Origin of the sequence: Vibrio harveyi (assembly GCF_030060435.1) — a bacterium.
Taxonomy (GTDB): domain Bacteria; phylum Pseudomonadota; class Gammaproteobacteria; order Enterobacterales; family Vibrionaceae; genus Vibrio; species Vibrio harveyi.
Map to the genome: position 1 here is coordinate 1,986,519 of NZ_CP125876.1, position 18,445 is coordinate 2,004,963.

Consider the following 18,445-nt stretch of genomic DNA (forward strand, 5'->3'; position numbering starts at 1 on the left):
TTCATTGATAAGAAAAGAAAAACCGCCCGAAGGCGGTTTTTTTATTTGTTGAGAATCGACGCTTCAATTATGGTTGCCAAGTATGGGTCTCTAATCCAAGTTACCAAACGTTCTGTACGCTCGTCTGGTTTCAGTTTTGCCCAGTTGATGTACATATCTTTATCAACTTTATAGCTTGGGTCTTCACAATCAGAAAAATAAGATAATTCATCTACATTTTTGTACTGCCTGCCTAACGACATCTCAAAGCTTCCAAGTTTGAACGGCGTCTTTTCCGCTGTATTGCGTTGTGTTAGAGAGGACACCTTTAGAACTGCTTCTTGGAATCTACCAGATGTCGAAACAACGGGGCCAAATGGTCGAAGTCCCTTGATTTCTTGCCCGTTCAGCGCTTTAAATGCGAACTCGAATCGAGACGCGTAGACGACCTTACCACCGAAATCTTCTTCCATGTCTATGTTGGATAGAGCCTCAGAGACAAAATCTGCGCTTATATTTTTGTTAATCACATCGCTGTCATCTAGCATCCATTTAGAACCGTCCTTCTTTAGTATCCCAATATAAGTAAGGTTACTTAGATGCTCAGGACCAGAGGTAGTTTCAGATCCAAATACGGCTTCATTATCAAAAGTGGTTGAGAGCTTTAGTGAAACTGGAACACTCTGCCATTCAAGATTTTGGCCCTGATACGACTCTTTTCTGTGCTTGCCACCAATGAGCATAACTTCCATAGCGAATGACTTCTTCGAAGTCCAATCAAAGCCTTTTAGCTCATCTGCCGTAGTGAACATACTGTCCTCGTTCATAAACTGTCGTTTATTCCCGTAGTTGACCGCAATCGCACTGTGCTTAATGTCATCGATAACAGGCTTTGTCGGGCCTTTATGAACTTTACTATGTAAGACAAAATCTAGCGTTAACAAATCTTTCTCTGACACACTATTTCCGTTCGCCAAAAAGCCCGATTTAGCAGAGAGTGTATAGTTATGGTTTGTATCAACCCCTACAGGAATCTGTCTAGGTGACGTAATAAATCGTCCGACTGTCTTGTCCACTCGTACTGGTAGCTTATAGTTGCTTCCAGAGAGAGTGAACTCATAGGTCATATTTTTGAAGCCACCGCTGTTTACATATTCTTTGAGTACATCTTGTTGGGAGTCAATTTTTATCACCTGCCCAAAAATCGGACCGAGAGCAACTTTAGATAAGTAGCCGCTATAATCGACTAAATCATGCTTGGCGATCAAAGGCTTCACACCAGAGAAGACATCATCACCAAAGTAAAAATACGGCTCAAACTCACAACCAATAAGGACTTTGCTATCTGCTTTTTCCGCCTCAAAAAATTCGGCCAACTCACCTTTGGGATCTACACTAAATTCCTCGAGTTTCATCGGTTTGAACATCAAATTAAACTTAGGTCCACTGGTATTAAGTAAACCGTCAGTGCGCTGATAAGACATCTCACACTGAAACACATTTGACGTCATCTGTTTTAGACTTTGTTTGCCTAACACCATTTGCCACTTCAAACGGTGGAAAGGCGATAATCGCACCTTTTTATTTGCTTTTAATCGTGCCTTCTCCCACTCATCAAAGGTGACCCATTTAGAGTTGTCATGAGGCTCAGAGACTAATAACCTAACGAACCCTAGGTCCTCTTCTGATAATTTTTTAGACTCAACATTAAACTGTGTCGCAAACTCCACTAAGCCTCGTTGTTGATCACGATTATAGAGCTTGTCTTGCACTGGAAACGCGACATTAAACGCCCCAGAAACGTCTTTCCTTTTTGGAGCAATATAGTTGGCTTTGTTACGAGTGATGATTTGTTCAGCGATTTCTTCACCGTAACTTTCAACTAACTGCTTGTGTCCCTCACGACGCATGAGTTCTTGGAGCCACAAGTTACACAAGTTTTCTTTTAACTCTGTGTTTAATATCCAGCCGTCGGTTTCGATATATCGCTGAATGTATTCATCGATGGCTAATACTTGCCACTGCTTTGTGAACTCTTGTTCGCCCTCAGCACAAGCTCTTTGAATCAAAAGCACCAAACCATTAATAGCAAGTGCACGGCGTTGATAGCGCTTAATCAACTCCTTTGCACCCGTTGCTTTTCCTAGGTGCTCGACTAACGCCTCTGAAGACGTAAAATACATCTCGGTCAATTGAGTATTAATTTCAGCCAATGAATCAATAATCTCTGTGGTTTCATGGCTAAGTTGTTCAATCGCAGATATGCTTTTTCTAACTTCGTTGTAGGAAGACAAGTAATAATCGAAGAGCGCAGAGTCTAGCAACTGGGCGCCACTCATCAGCATTTTCCCGCCTTCTTTGACAACGAAAAAGCCTCTTGCTGCCTGTCCTATTATCGGAACATAGCAAGCCATACCAACGATCATCTCGAAGATAGCTAGCTTGAGCTCTTTTGCAATTGCTTCTTCTCCCAAGTTCGCATTTAACTGAGCTAAACGCGCTTGCTCCATAGCCTTAAAGCCGAGTCGACTCGGTGGAATTCTCGCAGCAAACTCTTGTAGGTAGATTCGAACCTCAACACGTCGGTTAATATTAAGTTGAGCGTTTTCGCGTTTGATTTCGTTGTTTGGTACCTCGACTATCGGTCGACGTTCGCCAAAAAATCGAATGTCACTGACTGAAGAAAAGAACTCAGCAACATGCTGTGCTCGCTGTTGCGAAAGGTTTTGGTTATATTCTGAATCACCGTTTTGACAGGCATGCCCTTCGATTTCAACAACGGCATTTGGAATCTTGGATAATTCTTTATCAACAGCAGCCAAATATGACAAGTGAGGGGCTTGAACCTGATTGTTATCAAAAGGAAAAACCAAGCGTAAACCGGCACCTTTATGGTCTTTAACAAACATTGCACTGTCTTCAGCAACGTCATTCGGAATGCTGTCAGTAAACGTTACATTGTCGCCTAACTTATCTATGATTTGCTTAAGTAGTAATTCCCCGCTCTTCAGACTTTCTTTCCAGACTGGTACCCAGTTCAGATAATCACGTGATACCTGCTCAAAATAACTTTTCCTGAGTTTAGCTTTCTCTTCTGCTAAGCGTAATTGCTCGCTTTTGTCAGTGATCTCTTTTATCTCATAGAAGGTGTTAATTGCATTGAGCCCGGCACCAGCAAAGGGCGACAAAAAGCTTTTGACACTACCGTTACCTGTCAACCACGTTCTAGCAGCACTCCCCGCCACAACGTGGGCATTACCATTTCTCGCAGGTTCAATAACCTTGGTAAAGAACTTACTTTTATCAAACCCTTTCTCTTTGAGAAGCGTTTTTAAGCCCACTTGAGCTGCACGCTCAGATTCCGATGCTGCTTGGCGTAAATCTTGAAGAGTTTGGTAAGCTGCTGCAGTCGCCGATACCCCAAATGAAAACTCCAATGCCGAAATCATGGCTGGGGGTAAAGCGCCCTTGTCTACTTGCCCCCAAAACGTATTTGCTAAACTTCCAATCACGTCGTGTTTACTTGAGGGATTTTGATGAATATTAATGCCAGCATTAACCAAACTTGGTGTAACTTTTGTACCAATCTCCCACAGCGCAGCACTCATACTGGCAGTCGTTCCGCTATTCTCTAGTTTTTCAAGCTCTCCCATTCGGAAGGCTTGTAGAGCTTTAAACTGCGTAGGAAATTGGTATATCAAAGACTCTTCAAGTGAGATCATGTCGCCCGCAACAACCGCGATCTTACCAAACGGTGTCGTTTGGCTAAGCGTGATGTACTCTCGTAGCTCGTAGGTGACTCTGGAGATAAGTCCAAACTCATCATACTCTTTGGTTACATTAGTGGCATTCTGGGCAAATTCGGGAATTTTACCTGCTAACTCTCGGTCGAAAACCACTTCAATGGTGTACATGCCATCAGTAAAATCCTCTGACGCCAACGGAAACAACGCGATTGGACGATGCGAACCGCTGATTTTATCAAGTTTAGCCTGCGTTACAGTGTCCTCTTCTTGTAAGCTTTTATGTGTACTCGTTGTCTCGTCGAAACGCTTTACATCAACAATAGCGAGGTCATAATCATCGGTTGAAAACGCTACAGCGAGAAATGAAAAAGTTGGCACGATAAAACCACGAATGGGCTTATCTTCAGGTACAGAGTCATACCATTTGTTATATGTAACTTGCTCATCAGTTAGCGCTTGAGTACCTACTTCATATTTTGGTGCGAGCTGTGAACGCTTTACTTCTGTAACAGCATATTCCACTTTTTTTTCTAGCGAGTTAAGCGTTTGATCACCGCCATACCCCTTTAGCTTTTCTAAGATAGAAGCGAGGTCTGCGCACGCCTTTTTGATTGGGCGAGCCTTACTCTGCGCACCAATCGCCAACTCTGTAAGCATTGACCATTCAGGAAAAGACAGCTTATACGTCTTCTGTGTTAGTTCATGTACGGGCGAACGCAGTGCCAAAACCTGATTGACGTTGGTTTTTGGGTTTTTCTGCGTTGAATCACCGAGTACATGTAAACGGCCTAAATCGTCTGTCGCCCAAAGAGCAGCGCTTTCCTCACCTAAATTTATGGCAATAGGAAGACGTGACATAGGGCGGATATTTTTCAACTCTTCTAATGAGGTCAGATCTTTTTCGATATTAATCGCTCTATATTGAGGGTTCTGTGCATCCCCAATATTAGGAAAATCGACACCGAACAAATAGACATCTGTTGGTAAATACTTAAAGTTATTACTCATCGTTATCTACCTCCAGAAAGCGTCCATAATTAGCATCGGCATTATATAACACTGGTGTTATCGTGTTTTGACCAGATTGAATCACCTTCCATGACTGAGCACCATTTCCATTCATTTCATAACGGAGATCTGGCCCATAACGTCTTATGGTTATTATTGCTGCTCCTCTTTGCGTTTCATTACCGTTGTTACTGATATTGCCCACTTTAGCATAAACGTTCTTTTCATCGCCTTCCTTAGAAAACGCAAGCCACGTTTTTTCTTCAACGTTGATCAACACTTTACGGTACGAGTTTACTGCCCACACGTATTTTCCATTAGGGCTGATGGCAATTTGGCGGTAGATACGCTTTTCAATATCGACGGAGTCTTCAAACTCTTTTTCAGGTAAAATCGTGTATAAGCGTTTGAGTGTCTTGGCGTCATAAACTCCCACCCCCAAGCCCGCGGCATTGATTAACTTGCCATCTACAATGACCGTATCTTCAGACAACGGTACATCTACCTCTTCTTTGGTTCCCGTAGCTAGTGTGTATTTAAAACGCTTAAAACCATCTGAGAAATAGATGTAACTAGAGTCGTCCGCCCAGACTAAATATGGCTTGGTGCGCGCACTGCCCAACTGAATGGTCTGTTGCGTTTTTAAGTCAAAGATCGCTTTTATCAGAGGCTCGCCATAACTGTATGCGTATGCCACATAACGATTATTAGGGGAACGGCTCGTCACAAAGGTCTGAGGTGACGCCATACTTGGCATATCATCCGTAACTAAACGTAAATCTGTCCCATCAATTTTCACGCTCCAAATTTTGTAGCCATTTTCGTAATCGTTTACGAGAGGGTCTCGTGAGCTGACATTATTCCACCAAAACTGAATTCGAGGTTTGTCATAAGAGCTCGCATCAGACAAGTCTTCACGAGGCCACTCTTTTGCTCTGCGAACAGCATAGCCTGGTTTTACGGGAAGTGTACCTGGGTATTCAGGCTTGGACAGATCTTCAGAGTAAACAATAAAGTTGTGCTCACTTTGCCATTGGCAGCGTGGTCCGGTTACATCTTTGCGATCGAGTGACGTTGTTTCACCAACATCGTAACAAGCCTTCTGAGTAGGTTCTTTTTCTACGGATTGTGTTGTTACCGTATTCGAAGTTTGATTACTTTCTTCACCACAGCCATTTAATAACATAACTGTCGAAAGAAGCGTGATACTTAACGTTGTTCGTTTCATTTTATAATAGTTCCGTGAGTTCAATGTCTTGATAAATAACTGACATTAAGACCGTTTTATCTGAGTTATGAGATCGGCAATGACGAGTGAGATTGACCCTTTTAACTTCTGGTAACCAACCGCTAAACACGACTTCTTTACAATACTCATCCACAAACTCAGCCTCGCGCAAAAAAATCTTTTGGCTCCATGTTTCATCAACACACGCCAGTTGGAAAAAATCATCCGGTTGATCGCACTGAGGGTTACTTTTATATGTGATTACAATGCCTTCACTTGGTGAGTTAACAACAGCGGCAGCAACACCTTGCTCGTTTTGGCTGATGATATTGTAATCTGATTTGCTTGGCGCTTGAGTATCTAGATTCGGCAGCGAAATCACAGGTTCAGAGCTCGCATCAAAGTTGTGAGCGGAAGAATAATCACTGAGGTTAACTTTAACCGCTTTTTCATTATTCCCACTCTTTAATTCATTGAGTTGCTGAGTATTGAGTTGAGTCCGAGAATAGAAGAGAGCAACATCACTTTGTACGCTACCGTTTATTTTGTATGGAAGCCAAATATGAGGCAAAGGAACACCAAGAGGCTCTCTCTTTGTTTTACTTCCAGCCTTAAATGGACTCAATTCGGTTTGAAGTAATTCTGTGTATGTTTCGCCTTCGTTGGGCCAACCCGCAACCACTACCTCAACTTCTTCTGCAGTAAGACCAAAAACACGGGCGCAAGCATATTCGTCCAACACACCCTCAAAGACTTTTTTACCGTCTTGGTACAACTGAAACGCTTCCCCTGACAGAAATGCTTCGGAGTCTTCGTCATATAAGCTAATATCGACTGATCTTTGAGGCGAGGACTTAGTGCTTTGGTAGAGTGATAGATCGACATCAGAAAAGCGTCCGTCGTTTTGAACTTGGATTTCTCGCCAAACTTCTGATTGCCAAACGACATAAATATAACCGCGATCGATAGATACATACCCTGAATCACTCTTATGAACAGGAACCAAAGGCACCAACACGTTATCCCACTCATCCATCTGAGTTTCTTTATCAACGGGTTGCAGGTCTTCGGCGAGTTTAAGCAAGATTGGCTGAGGCTGGTCGGAACAAGGGATTTTGATATAAAGCGTTTTGCCTTCAGCATCGAGATCTTTAAACGTCGCGAGGCTGCGGTGTTTGTTCTCGGTATCGGCCTTGCCTACAGTCACTTTTTCTTTTTGAGCTTCGGTTTTACCCAACATCAAACATGCTGCATTGCTAGCCCACTGCCCTGCAAATTCGACAACGATTTTTTGTTCTGGGCTTGGCTCAGAAGGTACATGCGTGTAACTGCGGACTAGAGCTACATCATCAGTAATCTGCTTATAACCCGCTTTGAAAACTTTGCTTTCATTCGAAGCAGAAACAGAGTCAACGAGTGTTTTAAGCCTAGGGAAACTTTGCAACTGAGAATCCGTTAATGGCGACCTACGAGCGAAGGAAGATAATGGAACCCAGCTACCTTTGCCCAATTCGATTCTGATCGCAGCTAACAATCCGCTGGTCGTTTTCTTGGCAGAGAGAGAAATCTTTTGCGCAAACTCTTTAGGGAGGTTTCTAAGAATGTCATCTGAATTTCGCAAACGCGAAAGCTGCCCTATACACTCGTCTGGCGTAAGAACATAAGATAGCTCGTTGGAGGATAGCTTCGAGCTAGGTATAAATTTGCAAACTAAATGCATTTGGATTCTCCACAACCAACATCGTAAATATGGTTGCGGTGACATTTAAGCTGATAAGGCTTACAAGTACGATTTGGTGGCTCAATGCTACTAATTAAATTTATAACATTCAATCAGATAGAGAAAACGACGAAAAAGTTAAAACCATTAAAAACAACAAAAAGACAGGCTTATTGGTAATTATCACTAGCAATAAAGACACAATAACCACCCAAACCTTTCAAAAGTTATATTTTCAGAAATCGGTTTTTTTTTCGTTTTTGGGCAGAAGTTAACAATTTCAATAGACCAAAATATAGCGGCAAGCCAAGGCTCTAAAGGGAGCAGCTTCCCCAGTAACAATACGTTGGTTAATTACTACTGAGAAAGCGTGAATAAAAAGGTGAGTGCTTATCACACCCACAAAAACGCATAACCGTTTTGACGTGATGCTAGGTTGGTGTCACTTCAATACGATTACACAAGTGATAGGTTGTACCCTATCGTTTGCAGAACTCTATACTTGGGGTATAGCAATCAGCCGTAACTATATAATATTGCGACATATTCTCAACGTGGCATATTCACCATTACATATCTAAATTGACCACCACAATCACACCAACACCATCTAAAAACAAAATACTTATAGGTATTCTAGATAATTCACCTTGTAGAAAGACCATTGAATCATCCGGTTAAATTATTATAAAAAGCGAATCGTTTGATTTAGATCACTTAAATCTAGGTAAAAAAAGCGAGCTAAGAGCTCGCTTTCAATTAGGCTGCATTAAGCAAGGGGATATCACCATGATGTTTATCCCAAGACGTTGGAATAACAAGAGCCGTCGTACTGTCGTAATTGAATGTTGTGCTCTCCTCATCAGCTGTCGCAGATAACGCGTTAGTGCCTTTTGCGGAGACAGTAATGACACCATCTTTTAGGGTTGAAAGGTCTAAATCGATCGTCCATGCTCCGCCGACAAGCACAAGTGTATTCCCTGTTACTTCTACGCCAGCACTATCAACAGCTTTGATTTCGATTGTGTCATCTACCTCAAAACGAGTACTGGTACCATTGACGGTTACCGTTGTCGCACCTGATACATCATTGATGGTTTCGAGCATAATAGTTGGCGTGATAGCTAACGCTTTGCTTGATGTGAACGATTCACCAGCATTGCCAGTTGCATCCTCAAAGCCTTGCAGCGTTAACGACACGCTCTTCACTGAATCGGCTACTGCTGCCACTTGGACAGAGCCTACCCATTGGGTGTGAGTGCCAACCTGTGGCGTCCAGTTGATCGCCGCAGTACCTAGAGTTGAACCTGTTGGAGTCATCACTTCTTTATCGAATGTAGCTGTCACTGTGACGGTCTCACCCGCCGCAGCGTACTGCGGTGAAATAGTCGTTTGGCTATCATCAACCGTTGGTTTGGTTTGCGTCAAAGTGAACGTTGTAGACACCTCTTTCGCCACGGCTTTCAAATCGTTCGTGCCATTAACAGTCACGGTAATGCTGCCATCTTTTAGACTCGTGACATCCAAGGATGTATTCCATTGACCTAGAGCATTCGCAGTGATGGTTTTCGTGACTTCTTTACCGTCCGTATCAACCGCTTTTATGGTTAATGTGTCGGTGGTTACGAAGCGCGTGCTACCGCCACTGACTGCTACTGTCGCAGCGTCAGTTGAATTGACATCACGGATATTCTCAACCGTTAAGGTTGGCGTGATAGCTAACACTTTGCTTGAAGTAAACGATTCACCAGCATTGCCAGTTGCATCCTCAAAGCCTTGCAGCGTTAACTCTACGCTCTTCACTGAATCGGCTACCGCTGCCACTTGAACTAAACCTTCCCATTGGGTGTGAGCGCCAACCTGTGGCGTCCAGTTGATCGCCGCAGTACCTAAAGTTGAACCTGTTGGAGTCGTCACTTCTTTATCGAATGTAGCTGTCACTGTGACGGTCTCACCTGCCGCAGCGTACTGCGGTGAAATAGTCGTTTGGCTATCATCAACCGTTGGTTTGGTTTGCGTCAAAGTGAACGCTGTAGACACCTCTTTCGCCACAGCTTTCAAATCGTTCGTGCCATTAACAGTCACGGTAATGGTACCGTCTTTTAGACTCGTCACATCCAAGGATGTGCTCCATTGACCTAGAGCATTCGCACTGGTGGTTTTCGTGACTTCTTTACCGTCCGTATCAACCGCTTTTATGGTTAATGTGTCGGTGGTTACGAAGCGCGTGCTTCCGCCATTGACTGCTACTGTCGCAGCGTCAGTTGAATTGACATCACGGATATTCTCAACTGTTAAAGTTGGTGTCATAGCTAACGCCTTACTCGATGTGAACGGCTCACCAGCATTGCCAGTTGCATCCTCAAAACCCTGAAGCGTTAACGACACGCTCTTCACTGAATCGGCTACTGCTGCCACTTGAACTAAACCTTCCCATTGGGTGTGAGTGCCAACCTGTGGCGTCCAGTTGATCGCCGCAGTACCTAGAGTTGAACCTGTTGGAGTCATCACTTCTTTATCGAATGTAGCTGTCACTGTGACGGTCTCACCCGCCGCAGCGTACTGCGGTGAAATAGTCGTTTGGCTATCATCAACCGTTGGTTTAGTTTGCGTCAAAGTGAACGTTGTAGACACCTCTTTCGCCACGGCTTTCAAATCGTTCGTGCCATTAACAGTCACGGTAATGGTGCCGTCTTTTAGACTCGTGACATCCAAGGATGTGCTCCATTGACCTAGAGGATTCGCAGTGGTGGTTTTCGTGACTTCTTTACCGTCCGTATCAACCGCTTTGATGGTTAATGTGTCGGTAGTTACGAAGCGCGTGCTCCCGCCATTGACTGCTACTGTCGCAGCGTCAGTTGAATTGACATCACGGATATTCTCAACTGTTAAAGTTGGCGTTATTGGCAATGCGTTTGAGGCATTGTTTTCGCCCACATTACCCACTAAGTCTTTATATTGACTGACAACAAGACCAACGCTAGCTTCCGGTACATTCGGAACCTCAACTGTGCCTGTCCACACCTTCTTATTTGCGGTCACCACTAGTGATGTAACGTTATTACTTCCTAGTGATGCAGTCGCTTCTTGCAACTCTTTGTCGAACTCAAGCTGGATGTTGACAGATTTGCCGATTTCCTGATGTATCGGGTCAAACGTCACCTTAGTCAGTGTTGGCAACACACCTTCAACCCCTAGAAGCAAACTATCCCCAATTCCGGGGATAGTATTGACGCTCTCATAGCTACCATCATCGACCCGTATGGTTATATCTTTATCCGCCCTTTCTGGAGTTAAGTAGTTGACAGTCCATGTTTTGTCATCAGTTTTGTTCCAAGATAGAAGCTTCAGCTCTCCAACATCACTTCCATCACTTGCTTCGAGTTTTACATCAGAGAACTCAAAGTTTTTGACGTCTTCCGTAAACTTAAACGTAAGCTGAACTTCAACACCACCAGCTAATGGAGCACTCCCAGAGCTCGATATTGTGAGTTCAGGGACACTTGCAGCTTCCACTGTCGGCGTTATCGTTTCTTCAGCCTTATGATTGACGAGGTCCGACGCCACTACTTTTATCGTGTAGTCTCCTTTTGATAATAGGTAGTGCATTACATACGGGTCGCTATCGTTGGCAGGCTGTGTGATTGATTGTGGACCAACAATTACCCCTGCCCCATTATCAGCCGTTGATGTGACTGAACTTAAGTTTTTATCTGAAACATAAGCGGTTACATCCAAATTGTATTTATCACCTGTCGGAGTCATAGAAACTTGATCAGCGCGAACACCCGTGATAACTGGTATCTCATGGTCAACAACAGAGTCGAGACCTTTGGCATCATAAGATTTATCGAAAAGCTCAAAGTCTGTAATCGAACGTCCTATGGAATCTATGACAGTGACTTTGTACGTGTACTCAGCCTGGTCATCGGCATCAAACACCATAGTGCCTGACGCCGTTGATGACGTTATATTTCCCTTGAAATTAAGCGTATCCCCAACCTTCGGAATCATATCTACAGAGTAGCTAGAAGCCTTGACGTGCTCACTATCTTTAGAGGTAATCGTAAATGATTGATTCTCATCTACAAACGCTAGCTTGTTTCCTTGCAAGCCAGCAATGCCATCAAAAGCAAGTGTTACTGTTGGCGCTTTTAAATAAACAGTTTTTGTTGCGGACTCAAAGTTTTCGACAGCATCAGTCGCGATAACCTCAACTCTGATTTCATCACGACCTGCGATCTGATCTTTAGGCAACTCGAAATAGGTCACATTCTCCGTTTTTTCTTCTTCAAAGTTGAGCACACGCACTGTGTATTTAACCGTAGCGAGTCCACTGACTTCATCTCTCATCTCATCAAAAGTGAACCTAACCTTATCGTTTGGTTGCTCTGAAACCGTGATCACATCCCCAATAATTGGGGCAGTATTATCGAATCGAATGTCTTTAACTGCTGCACTTCCACGGTTATCCCAAACATCTGTGGCAGTCACATTTACAGTCAGTGCTTTGTTTTCTAGAGAGCTTTCTAATTGGTCACTATGGAAAATAGAACAACGATATTCTCCATCAACACCACAAGGCTTGAACTTTTCAAAGTTATCATCCGTTTTGAGATTGTAGGACTCGTCACCAAAGGTGACTTCTACGTTTTCTAGTTCTGAATTTTTACTCAGTTTCACTCTAAACTCTACATCAAGAGTTTTACCATTTAGAACGTTGCCTTCACTTGGGCTGATAATTTCAACGATTGGATCTTCAGTCGGTAACAAAAATTCAAACTCATGATCTAGGGCTAAATTACCTGCATTGTCTTTAATGTTTGTTACTTTGTAATCATGTGTAACTGCGGTCTTTTGGATAATGTCGGAGTACTTTTCCTTGTAGCGACACACAACCTGACCATCCGCATTTAATACACAACTTTCTGCGCTAAAAGGAATCGCTCCCGCTTTCCGAATTATTTTAGGGTAGTTGTCTTCATTGGTGATGTTCACTCCTGATAATTCATCTTTAAACATAAGCTCGAACGCTAGAAACTTCGTGTCATCACCAGGGTTGTGGGTTACTTCACCACCAGAGAATTGATAAGTATCAGTAGCTGGTTGAGTGACTACTGGGGAATCTGAGTCCATCATTTTAAAGTCAAATTTCTGAACCGCTACCGCGCCATTCGTCCCCTTAGTTTGAACAATCAATATTGCCGGTGACAATGAGGTACTTTCAGAGTCAACGGTACAACTAGGTTCTTGTCCTGGAGATATATTCTTCTTGCCAGAAGTTGGCTTTTCGTTCTCATCAGGGGCTTCATTACCATCGTACTCTTGACGAACCCAGCACTGAATTTGCTGCGCTTTAACTTCACTTAGCGTTGTGAATGTGACATCCAGCACACCATTAGAGACATAGTTTTGAAAGTCTTGAGTTGGTTTTAATACAACAAGAGCAACACCATTACGCTGAACACTAAGCGTGTGGTTTATCTTACTGACTAATGGATTATCGTCGCTGTTATGCTGGACATTGTTGTAAACACTAATACTGAGTTCATAGTTACCATCAGCTTTTAACTCAGACTCTTTCAAGGTAGCAGTCCACGTACCCTCTTCACCCACAACTTCATCGAACTGAAAGTCCGTAGCTTTGCTCTCACCGGAGTATTTATAAGTAGAAACAATGTTCTTTACACCACTCACATCCGTTACTTTTAACGTCAGCTTGATGTCACCTTCGTCATATACGACGCGATCTATTGTTTCACCGTTCGCAACGTTAGTGATTTTTAAATCCAGTTGAGGAACCTTGTTACTTACATTAAACCGGAAATCTTTTTGGGAAGAGTTACCACGAACATCAAGACCTTTGATCCTAATAGTATGCTCACCATCACTCAAACCACCTAAAGGAACCTTTAGAGTTTCGGCATTAACTATGTCCGTACCTTGCGTACCAAAAGGCGGCTCTGCATCCTCAAATATCCAGAACTCTAGATTTTCTCTATCAACACCTTCAACAGAAACATTGCCGCTTGCGCCCAAGTCAACGGCTCTCAGCTCAAACACATAATCGTTGACGTAATAGCTACTTTCATCGTGACCAACCAAGTTAAAATCTGGACCTTGATTGTCAAAAATGACGCTATTTGTGTTGGATTGACTCTCAAAGCCATGAATATCTTTCGCTTTGACGTAAAGGCTGACACTGTTCCCTTCACCCGGCATATCAATTTTGTCAGTATCACTCTCGACAAGTGGCATGGGAAACTTTTGGCTTGGTTCTGCGGGTTTGAATGTTTTCAGCGCATCTGCTTGTCCAACTTGGAATAACGAGACCTCCGTGATTTTCGAATCATCTGTCACTCCATCAAAAAGCACGTTGAAATTACGACCAACGACTGCATTTTCCTTTGTTAAAGCGTCTTCAACCCAAGGGGTAGAAAGTAAAATAGTTGGTCCTTCATTATCAACTTTGAAGGTAAACGTACCTTTTCTACTTTCATTTTTCGGATACGCTTTATCTGTCGCCGTCACGTAGAATTCATTGGTAGCATCATAACTAAAGGCATTTGCAACCAACTGAACTTTAATATCTGGCTGCTCGCCAATAAGGTACGGTTCATCACAACTACTTGCTACAGGGTCACACGCCTCTAATGTCTGGGTCTGACCCGAACCTTTGCTCAACTCAATCTTTACGTTACTTCCCTGACTGAGTTCGCCCCAATCAATGATCGGTGTCCAAACACTGTTGCCACCCAATCGTTCAGCAATATTCGCATCATTAACAACTGGAGCTTCAGAATCGATGTAGATGCGGAACCTTGGCGCACCGCTATCAGCATCAGATACGACATTGCCCAAGTTATCTTCTGCGCTAGCGACTGCGAACCAGTTACCATCCCCTGGGTTGATGGTGACTCCTTGACCCGAACAGTCTTTCTGGCTGCATAGTCGTACTACAAATCGTTTTGTTTCATTCTTATAAAACTGCTCATACGAAACTGGATATTTTTCGCCTGAACTTTTGTAAAGTAAAAGACTACGCTTATCGAGCTTATCGCCAACGACATCATCTAAGATAAAAGTCAGATCGTGAATGTTATTCTTAACGCTTAGATAAACACCATCTTTGATTTCTTCATCATTGATGTCTTTGGGAGGCTCATAGCTCGCCTTCGGATAATCGTTATCTACATAAAGGCGTTCTACATGTGGGTTGGACTCAGAATAACCATTGCCTTTGGTATCAAACGCACTTATCTCCAGTGCAAATTCAATAATATCCTTTAAGTCTGATGACTCTGAGTTAAGCGTAAAGAAGTACTCTTTTTTGAACTTCCCACTCTCGCCTGACTCTTCTATGTTTAGATCCAGTGGAATAGCCGTATTTGGATTGCTTCCCGCATACCACATACTTTTGAATTTAGGTGCATTATCGCCCTTTTCGACAATACCTGATGGGTCTTCCAAAACGACTTGGGAAACAACTTCCCCCGCGACATAACGTTTGTTACCAACCATCGTTTGGCGACCAGTTACTATCTTCAACGTTTTCTCCGGTGGATATACATCAATACTTCCACCTTCACTATCAAAAATACTGTCACTGCCAAGTTTTGGGTTTGCCTGTGAAATATCATCAGCATATAGCTGAGCAATATTATCAGGAATCTGATACTTACCCATCATGATGTTGTAATACGACTGAGCAAGGTCTTTCCTGTAAGTGTCAGAACTGAACTCATAATCATCTAGTTTGATTTTGTTACCACCAGCTCCAAGACCATTTGCTTTACCATCGTAGCTAAGATCATCATAGATAGCAGAGGCAAAATCAGAAGAGTTGTTTCTCGGCAGGTTTTGCGCCAAACCATCGATGGCCTCAACAAGGAATCGATGTAAGTAGTCATTGGTCAAAACATTAGGTATTGGTTTCTCTAACATCTCGTTCGTGGCATAAGCCGTCACGGTCGGGTCAAAGCCAAAGAATGAGCTGTTGTTACTGTTGGTACCCGACAAAGCGTATTTCACATCAGTAAGAATTTGCGATGCACGTTCTGACGTTTTATCTCCTGCTTCTACTTGGTTCCAACGATAATCAAACAAACCCGTTTGGTAGGTTGCAAGCTCAGTGATGTAATAAGTGTTTGAGCCATCAAGCTCAAAATATGCGCCTATATTGGCGTTATTTAAGTTTACACTTGCCTTTTTACCCTCATCATCTTTCCATTGGTAGTAATGAGGATCCATCCCTTCTACACCGATTAAACGTACGCGCATGAATTCGTAATTCACCACATCAGTTGTGGTTTCACACACCGCGACGTCAAGCGCGGTTGTCTGATCACTTTCAGGTTGCTGGATGGTGGTACAACTAGCTAAAGATGTGAATTCGCCATTGGGGTTCAACCCTTCTAATTGCACTCGCGCACCAATAAAAGGCGTCACGACAGTCATTGTCGGCAAGTCAAAACTGCTTCTGAAGTAAACGACTTGCGCAGCACTCACGTTTTCAGATTCATCGATGGTTTGGATTTCCAGCTTTTGGCTCGCGTTTTCAGAAACGTTCTTAAAGCCTTCACCAAGGATTTCTCTTACGAAAGGAACATAATAGATAACTTCGCTGACTCGACCGTTGTTGTCCATGATCGTTTCGTGAGGAATATTTGCGGTAATGTCTTCTGTTGAGGCTACTGTTTGTGTTCTCTCTTGGAAGGCATATTGACCATCATTGTTTGGGCTTACATAGTACTTGACCACTAGCTTCAGTTTGTCAGCACTCGTTCCCAAGACAGTGTCTGAACTCACGTCGGAAATTCGAACCTTTACATAAGGAATTTTCTTTTCTTTTAATAAGTTAACGTTAAAGTTTGCGAAGTCGACACCATCAAGAGATTTCAAACCTGAGCTTGCGTAGACATAGTCGATCTTCAAGTAGTCACGACTCGACTGCACGTTATCAGAAGTATAAGTATCTTGTGTGTAAACCCCCTCGTATGTCGATCGCTCCCCATCAAGGTTTACATTGACGTAGTTCATCGACGCCCCTTCAGGGTAAGCAACGATCTGAGCTGGAGCTTGGTCATCGCGACTGACGGTAAATGTTAGCTTACCGACATTATCTTTTGTGTCCTTCGCCGTAATATCAAACGTGGTCGTAGATAAGAATTCTTCTGTCGAATAAGGTTTACTGGTGAATTCACAAGCACTGCCTGACTCAGTGATAACCGGAGTACAACTGAGCTCTTCTGGTAAACCGTTTTTGAAGGAGACGTTAACCGATTTAATGTCTTGAGATGCCTCTTTAACAGTCCCTTTTAACACATATTCGGGAAGCTGCTTGTTGATCGCGCTCGCTGAACTCACCGTAATAACAGGCGCGTCATTATCCCAATAAAAATTAACGTAGTGACCTTTGTTACTGCCAGGAACAAGTTCATTACCTAAAACGTCTGCAGTGTAAAAGACCAAACGAGCATCCGATACATTAGAAAGACCAGTATCCGAATCACGCTCTACAGCATCAATCGCATTGGTATCAATGCTTACTTTGATGTTTGTTTCACGAACACCAACTTCAAAGCCGCTAGCATCTACCGAACAGAACTCACTACCGGAAGTTTGCTGGTCACTACATTTAAATTCTCCTGACCAAATGCCGTTTAGCTTGTATTCAACATAAGCAGAAATAGATTGAACGCCAATATCGTCGTTGATTCTGAGATCGACGTTATCTGTGCCAGCTAAAACGTCACTATCTGTGCGAGTAACAGTTGGCGGAATTGTGTCAATTTCCGTCTCGTCGCGAGGCGGAATAACGCCATCAGCCTGACCATGAGTCCCCAAATCATTGACTTGTTGGCTAAACGCCACGTAATCATCAGCATCGGTTCCAGAAACATTGAGCTTGGGATCGTTCACCACAATTAAAATTTGCTGCGAAAGATCTTGCGTATAAACGTCACTGGTGACTTTCTGCTGACCGAACGTAAGTGGAGTAACAGCACCTGTAGAGTCACTAATTTCTAAGCCATCTAAAAGACCGTCTGCAATAACATCGCGGAATTGAATGTCTGCAAGATGCATTGAGGTATATATATTGTCTTTAGACTGACCGTATTTCTCTATCAAATCATAAGAGTAAGAAGAATAAGCCGTTAGCAACGCACCGTACTGATGTCCGGGTGTAGCAAAGCTACTCTGACCGCCTTTAGTTATGTCAATCGGTGTGGTTTCATTGACATTGAACCCATACATACCATTGATACTACTCAATGCTTTAGAAATAGCATCCGCCCCAGATGCCCCTTCTGCAATTTTGTACTTTGCCAAACCAGAAACAATATTAGTTAAAGGCGTCAGCATTAATGTCTGGTTGCTGCCTTCACTAAAGTTGACGACACCTTCTAGGCGCAAAGTCTTACCTGCACTTGACGACACGATCTCTTTCGTAAGCGGATCGGTATAGCTTCCTTGTTGCGCAACTACATACAAAGGCATCGATGAAGATTCGAATTCAAGCTTGTAATCACCGAAGGCGTTAGAAGTCGTGTTGGCAAGCAACCTGCCAACTTTTCCGTTCTTGTATTCAAACACCTCGATCTTCGCACCATTGACGGGAGCGTCAAAAACGTTTCCTGAGATACTTCCTGTCTTCCTAGCTGGCGGCGTGCTGTCACCCCCACCCCCACCGCCACATGCACTCAATAATAGTGAAGCAGCCATGAGACCTAACGTTGGTTTTAGCGTATTTTTAGTGATCAT

General features: G+C 43.2%; 4 protein-coding genes. All 4 read right to left on the bottom strand.

Annotated features, from left to right (window positions below):
- Positions 1 to 41 precede the first annotated feature (41 nt).
- The gene (locus QMY49_RS25390; RefSeq protein WP_283315236.1) at positions 42 to 4,733 is read right to left on the bottom strand and encodes an OmpA family protein; all 4,692 of its coding nucleotides are present in this window, start codon (positions 4,731 to 4,733) and stop codon (positions 42 to 44) included.
- The gene (locus tag QMY49_RS25395; RefSeq protein ID WP_069688171.1) at positions 4,726 to 5,961 is read right to left on the bottom strand and encodes a TolB family protein; all 1,236 of its coding nucleotides are present in this window, start codon (positions 5,959 to 5,961) and stop codon (positions 4,726 to 4,728) included. The genes QMY49_RS25390 and QMY49_RS25395 overlap by 8 nt, the downstream gene beginning before the upstream one ends.
- 1 nt (position 5,962) lies before the next feature.
- Positions 5,963 to 7,681: a hypothetical protein gene (locus QMY49_RS25400; RefSeq protein WP_283315242.1), complete on the bottom strand. Its 1,719-nt coding sequence runs from the start codon at positions 7,679 to 7,681 to the stop codon at positions 5,963 to 5,965.
- A 759-nt stretch (positions 7,682 to 8,440) separates the two neighbouring features.
- Positions 8,441 to 18,406 (bottom strand): tandem large repeat, encoded by a 9,966-nt coding sequence (locus QMY49_RS25405; RefSeq protein WP_283315243.1) that lies wholly within the window; start codon positions 18,404 to 18,406, stop codon positions 8,441 to 8,443.
- Between the last annotated feature and the right edge of the window lie 39 nt (positions 18,407 to 18,445).

Excerpts from the sequence above, each read along its gene's own strand:
- QMY49_RS25390 (WP_283315236.1), bottom strand. The coding sequence starts at position 4,733 with ATGAGTAATAACTTTAAGTATTTACCAACAGATGTCTATTTGTTCGGT.
- QMY49_RS25395 (WP_069688171.1), bottom strand. The coding sequence starts at position 5,961 with ATGAAACGAACAACGTTAAGTATCACGCTTCTTTCGACAGTTATGTTA.
- QMY49_RS25400 (WP_283315242.1), bottom strand. The coding sequence starts at position 7,681 with ATGCATTTAGTTTGCAAATTTATACCTAGCTCGAAGCTATCCTCCAAC.
- QMY49_RS25405 (WP_283315243.1), bottom strand. The coding sequence starts at position 18,406 with ATGGCTGCTTCACTATTATTGAGTGCATGTGGCGGTGGGGGTGGGGGT.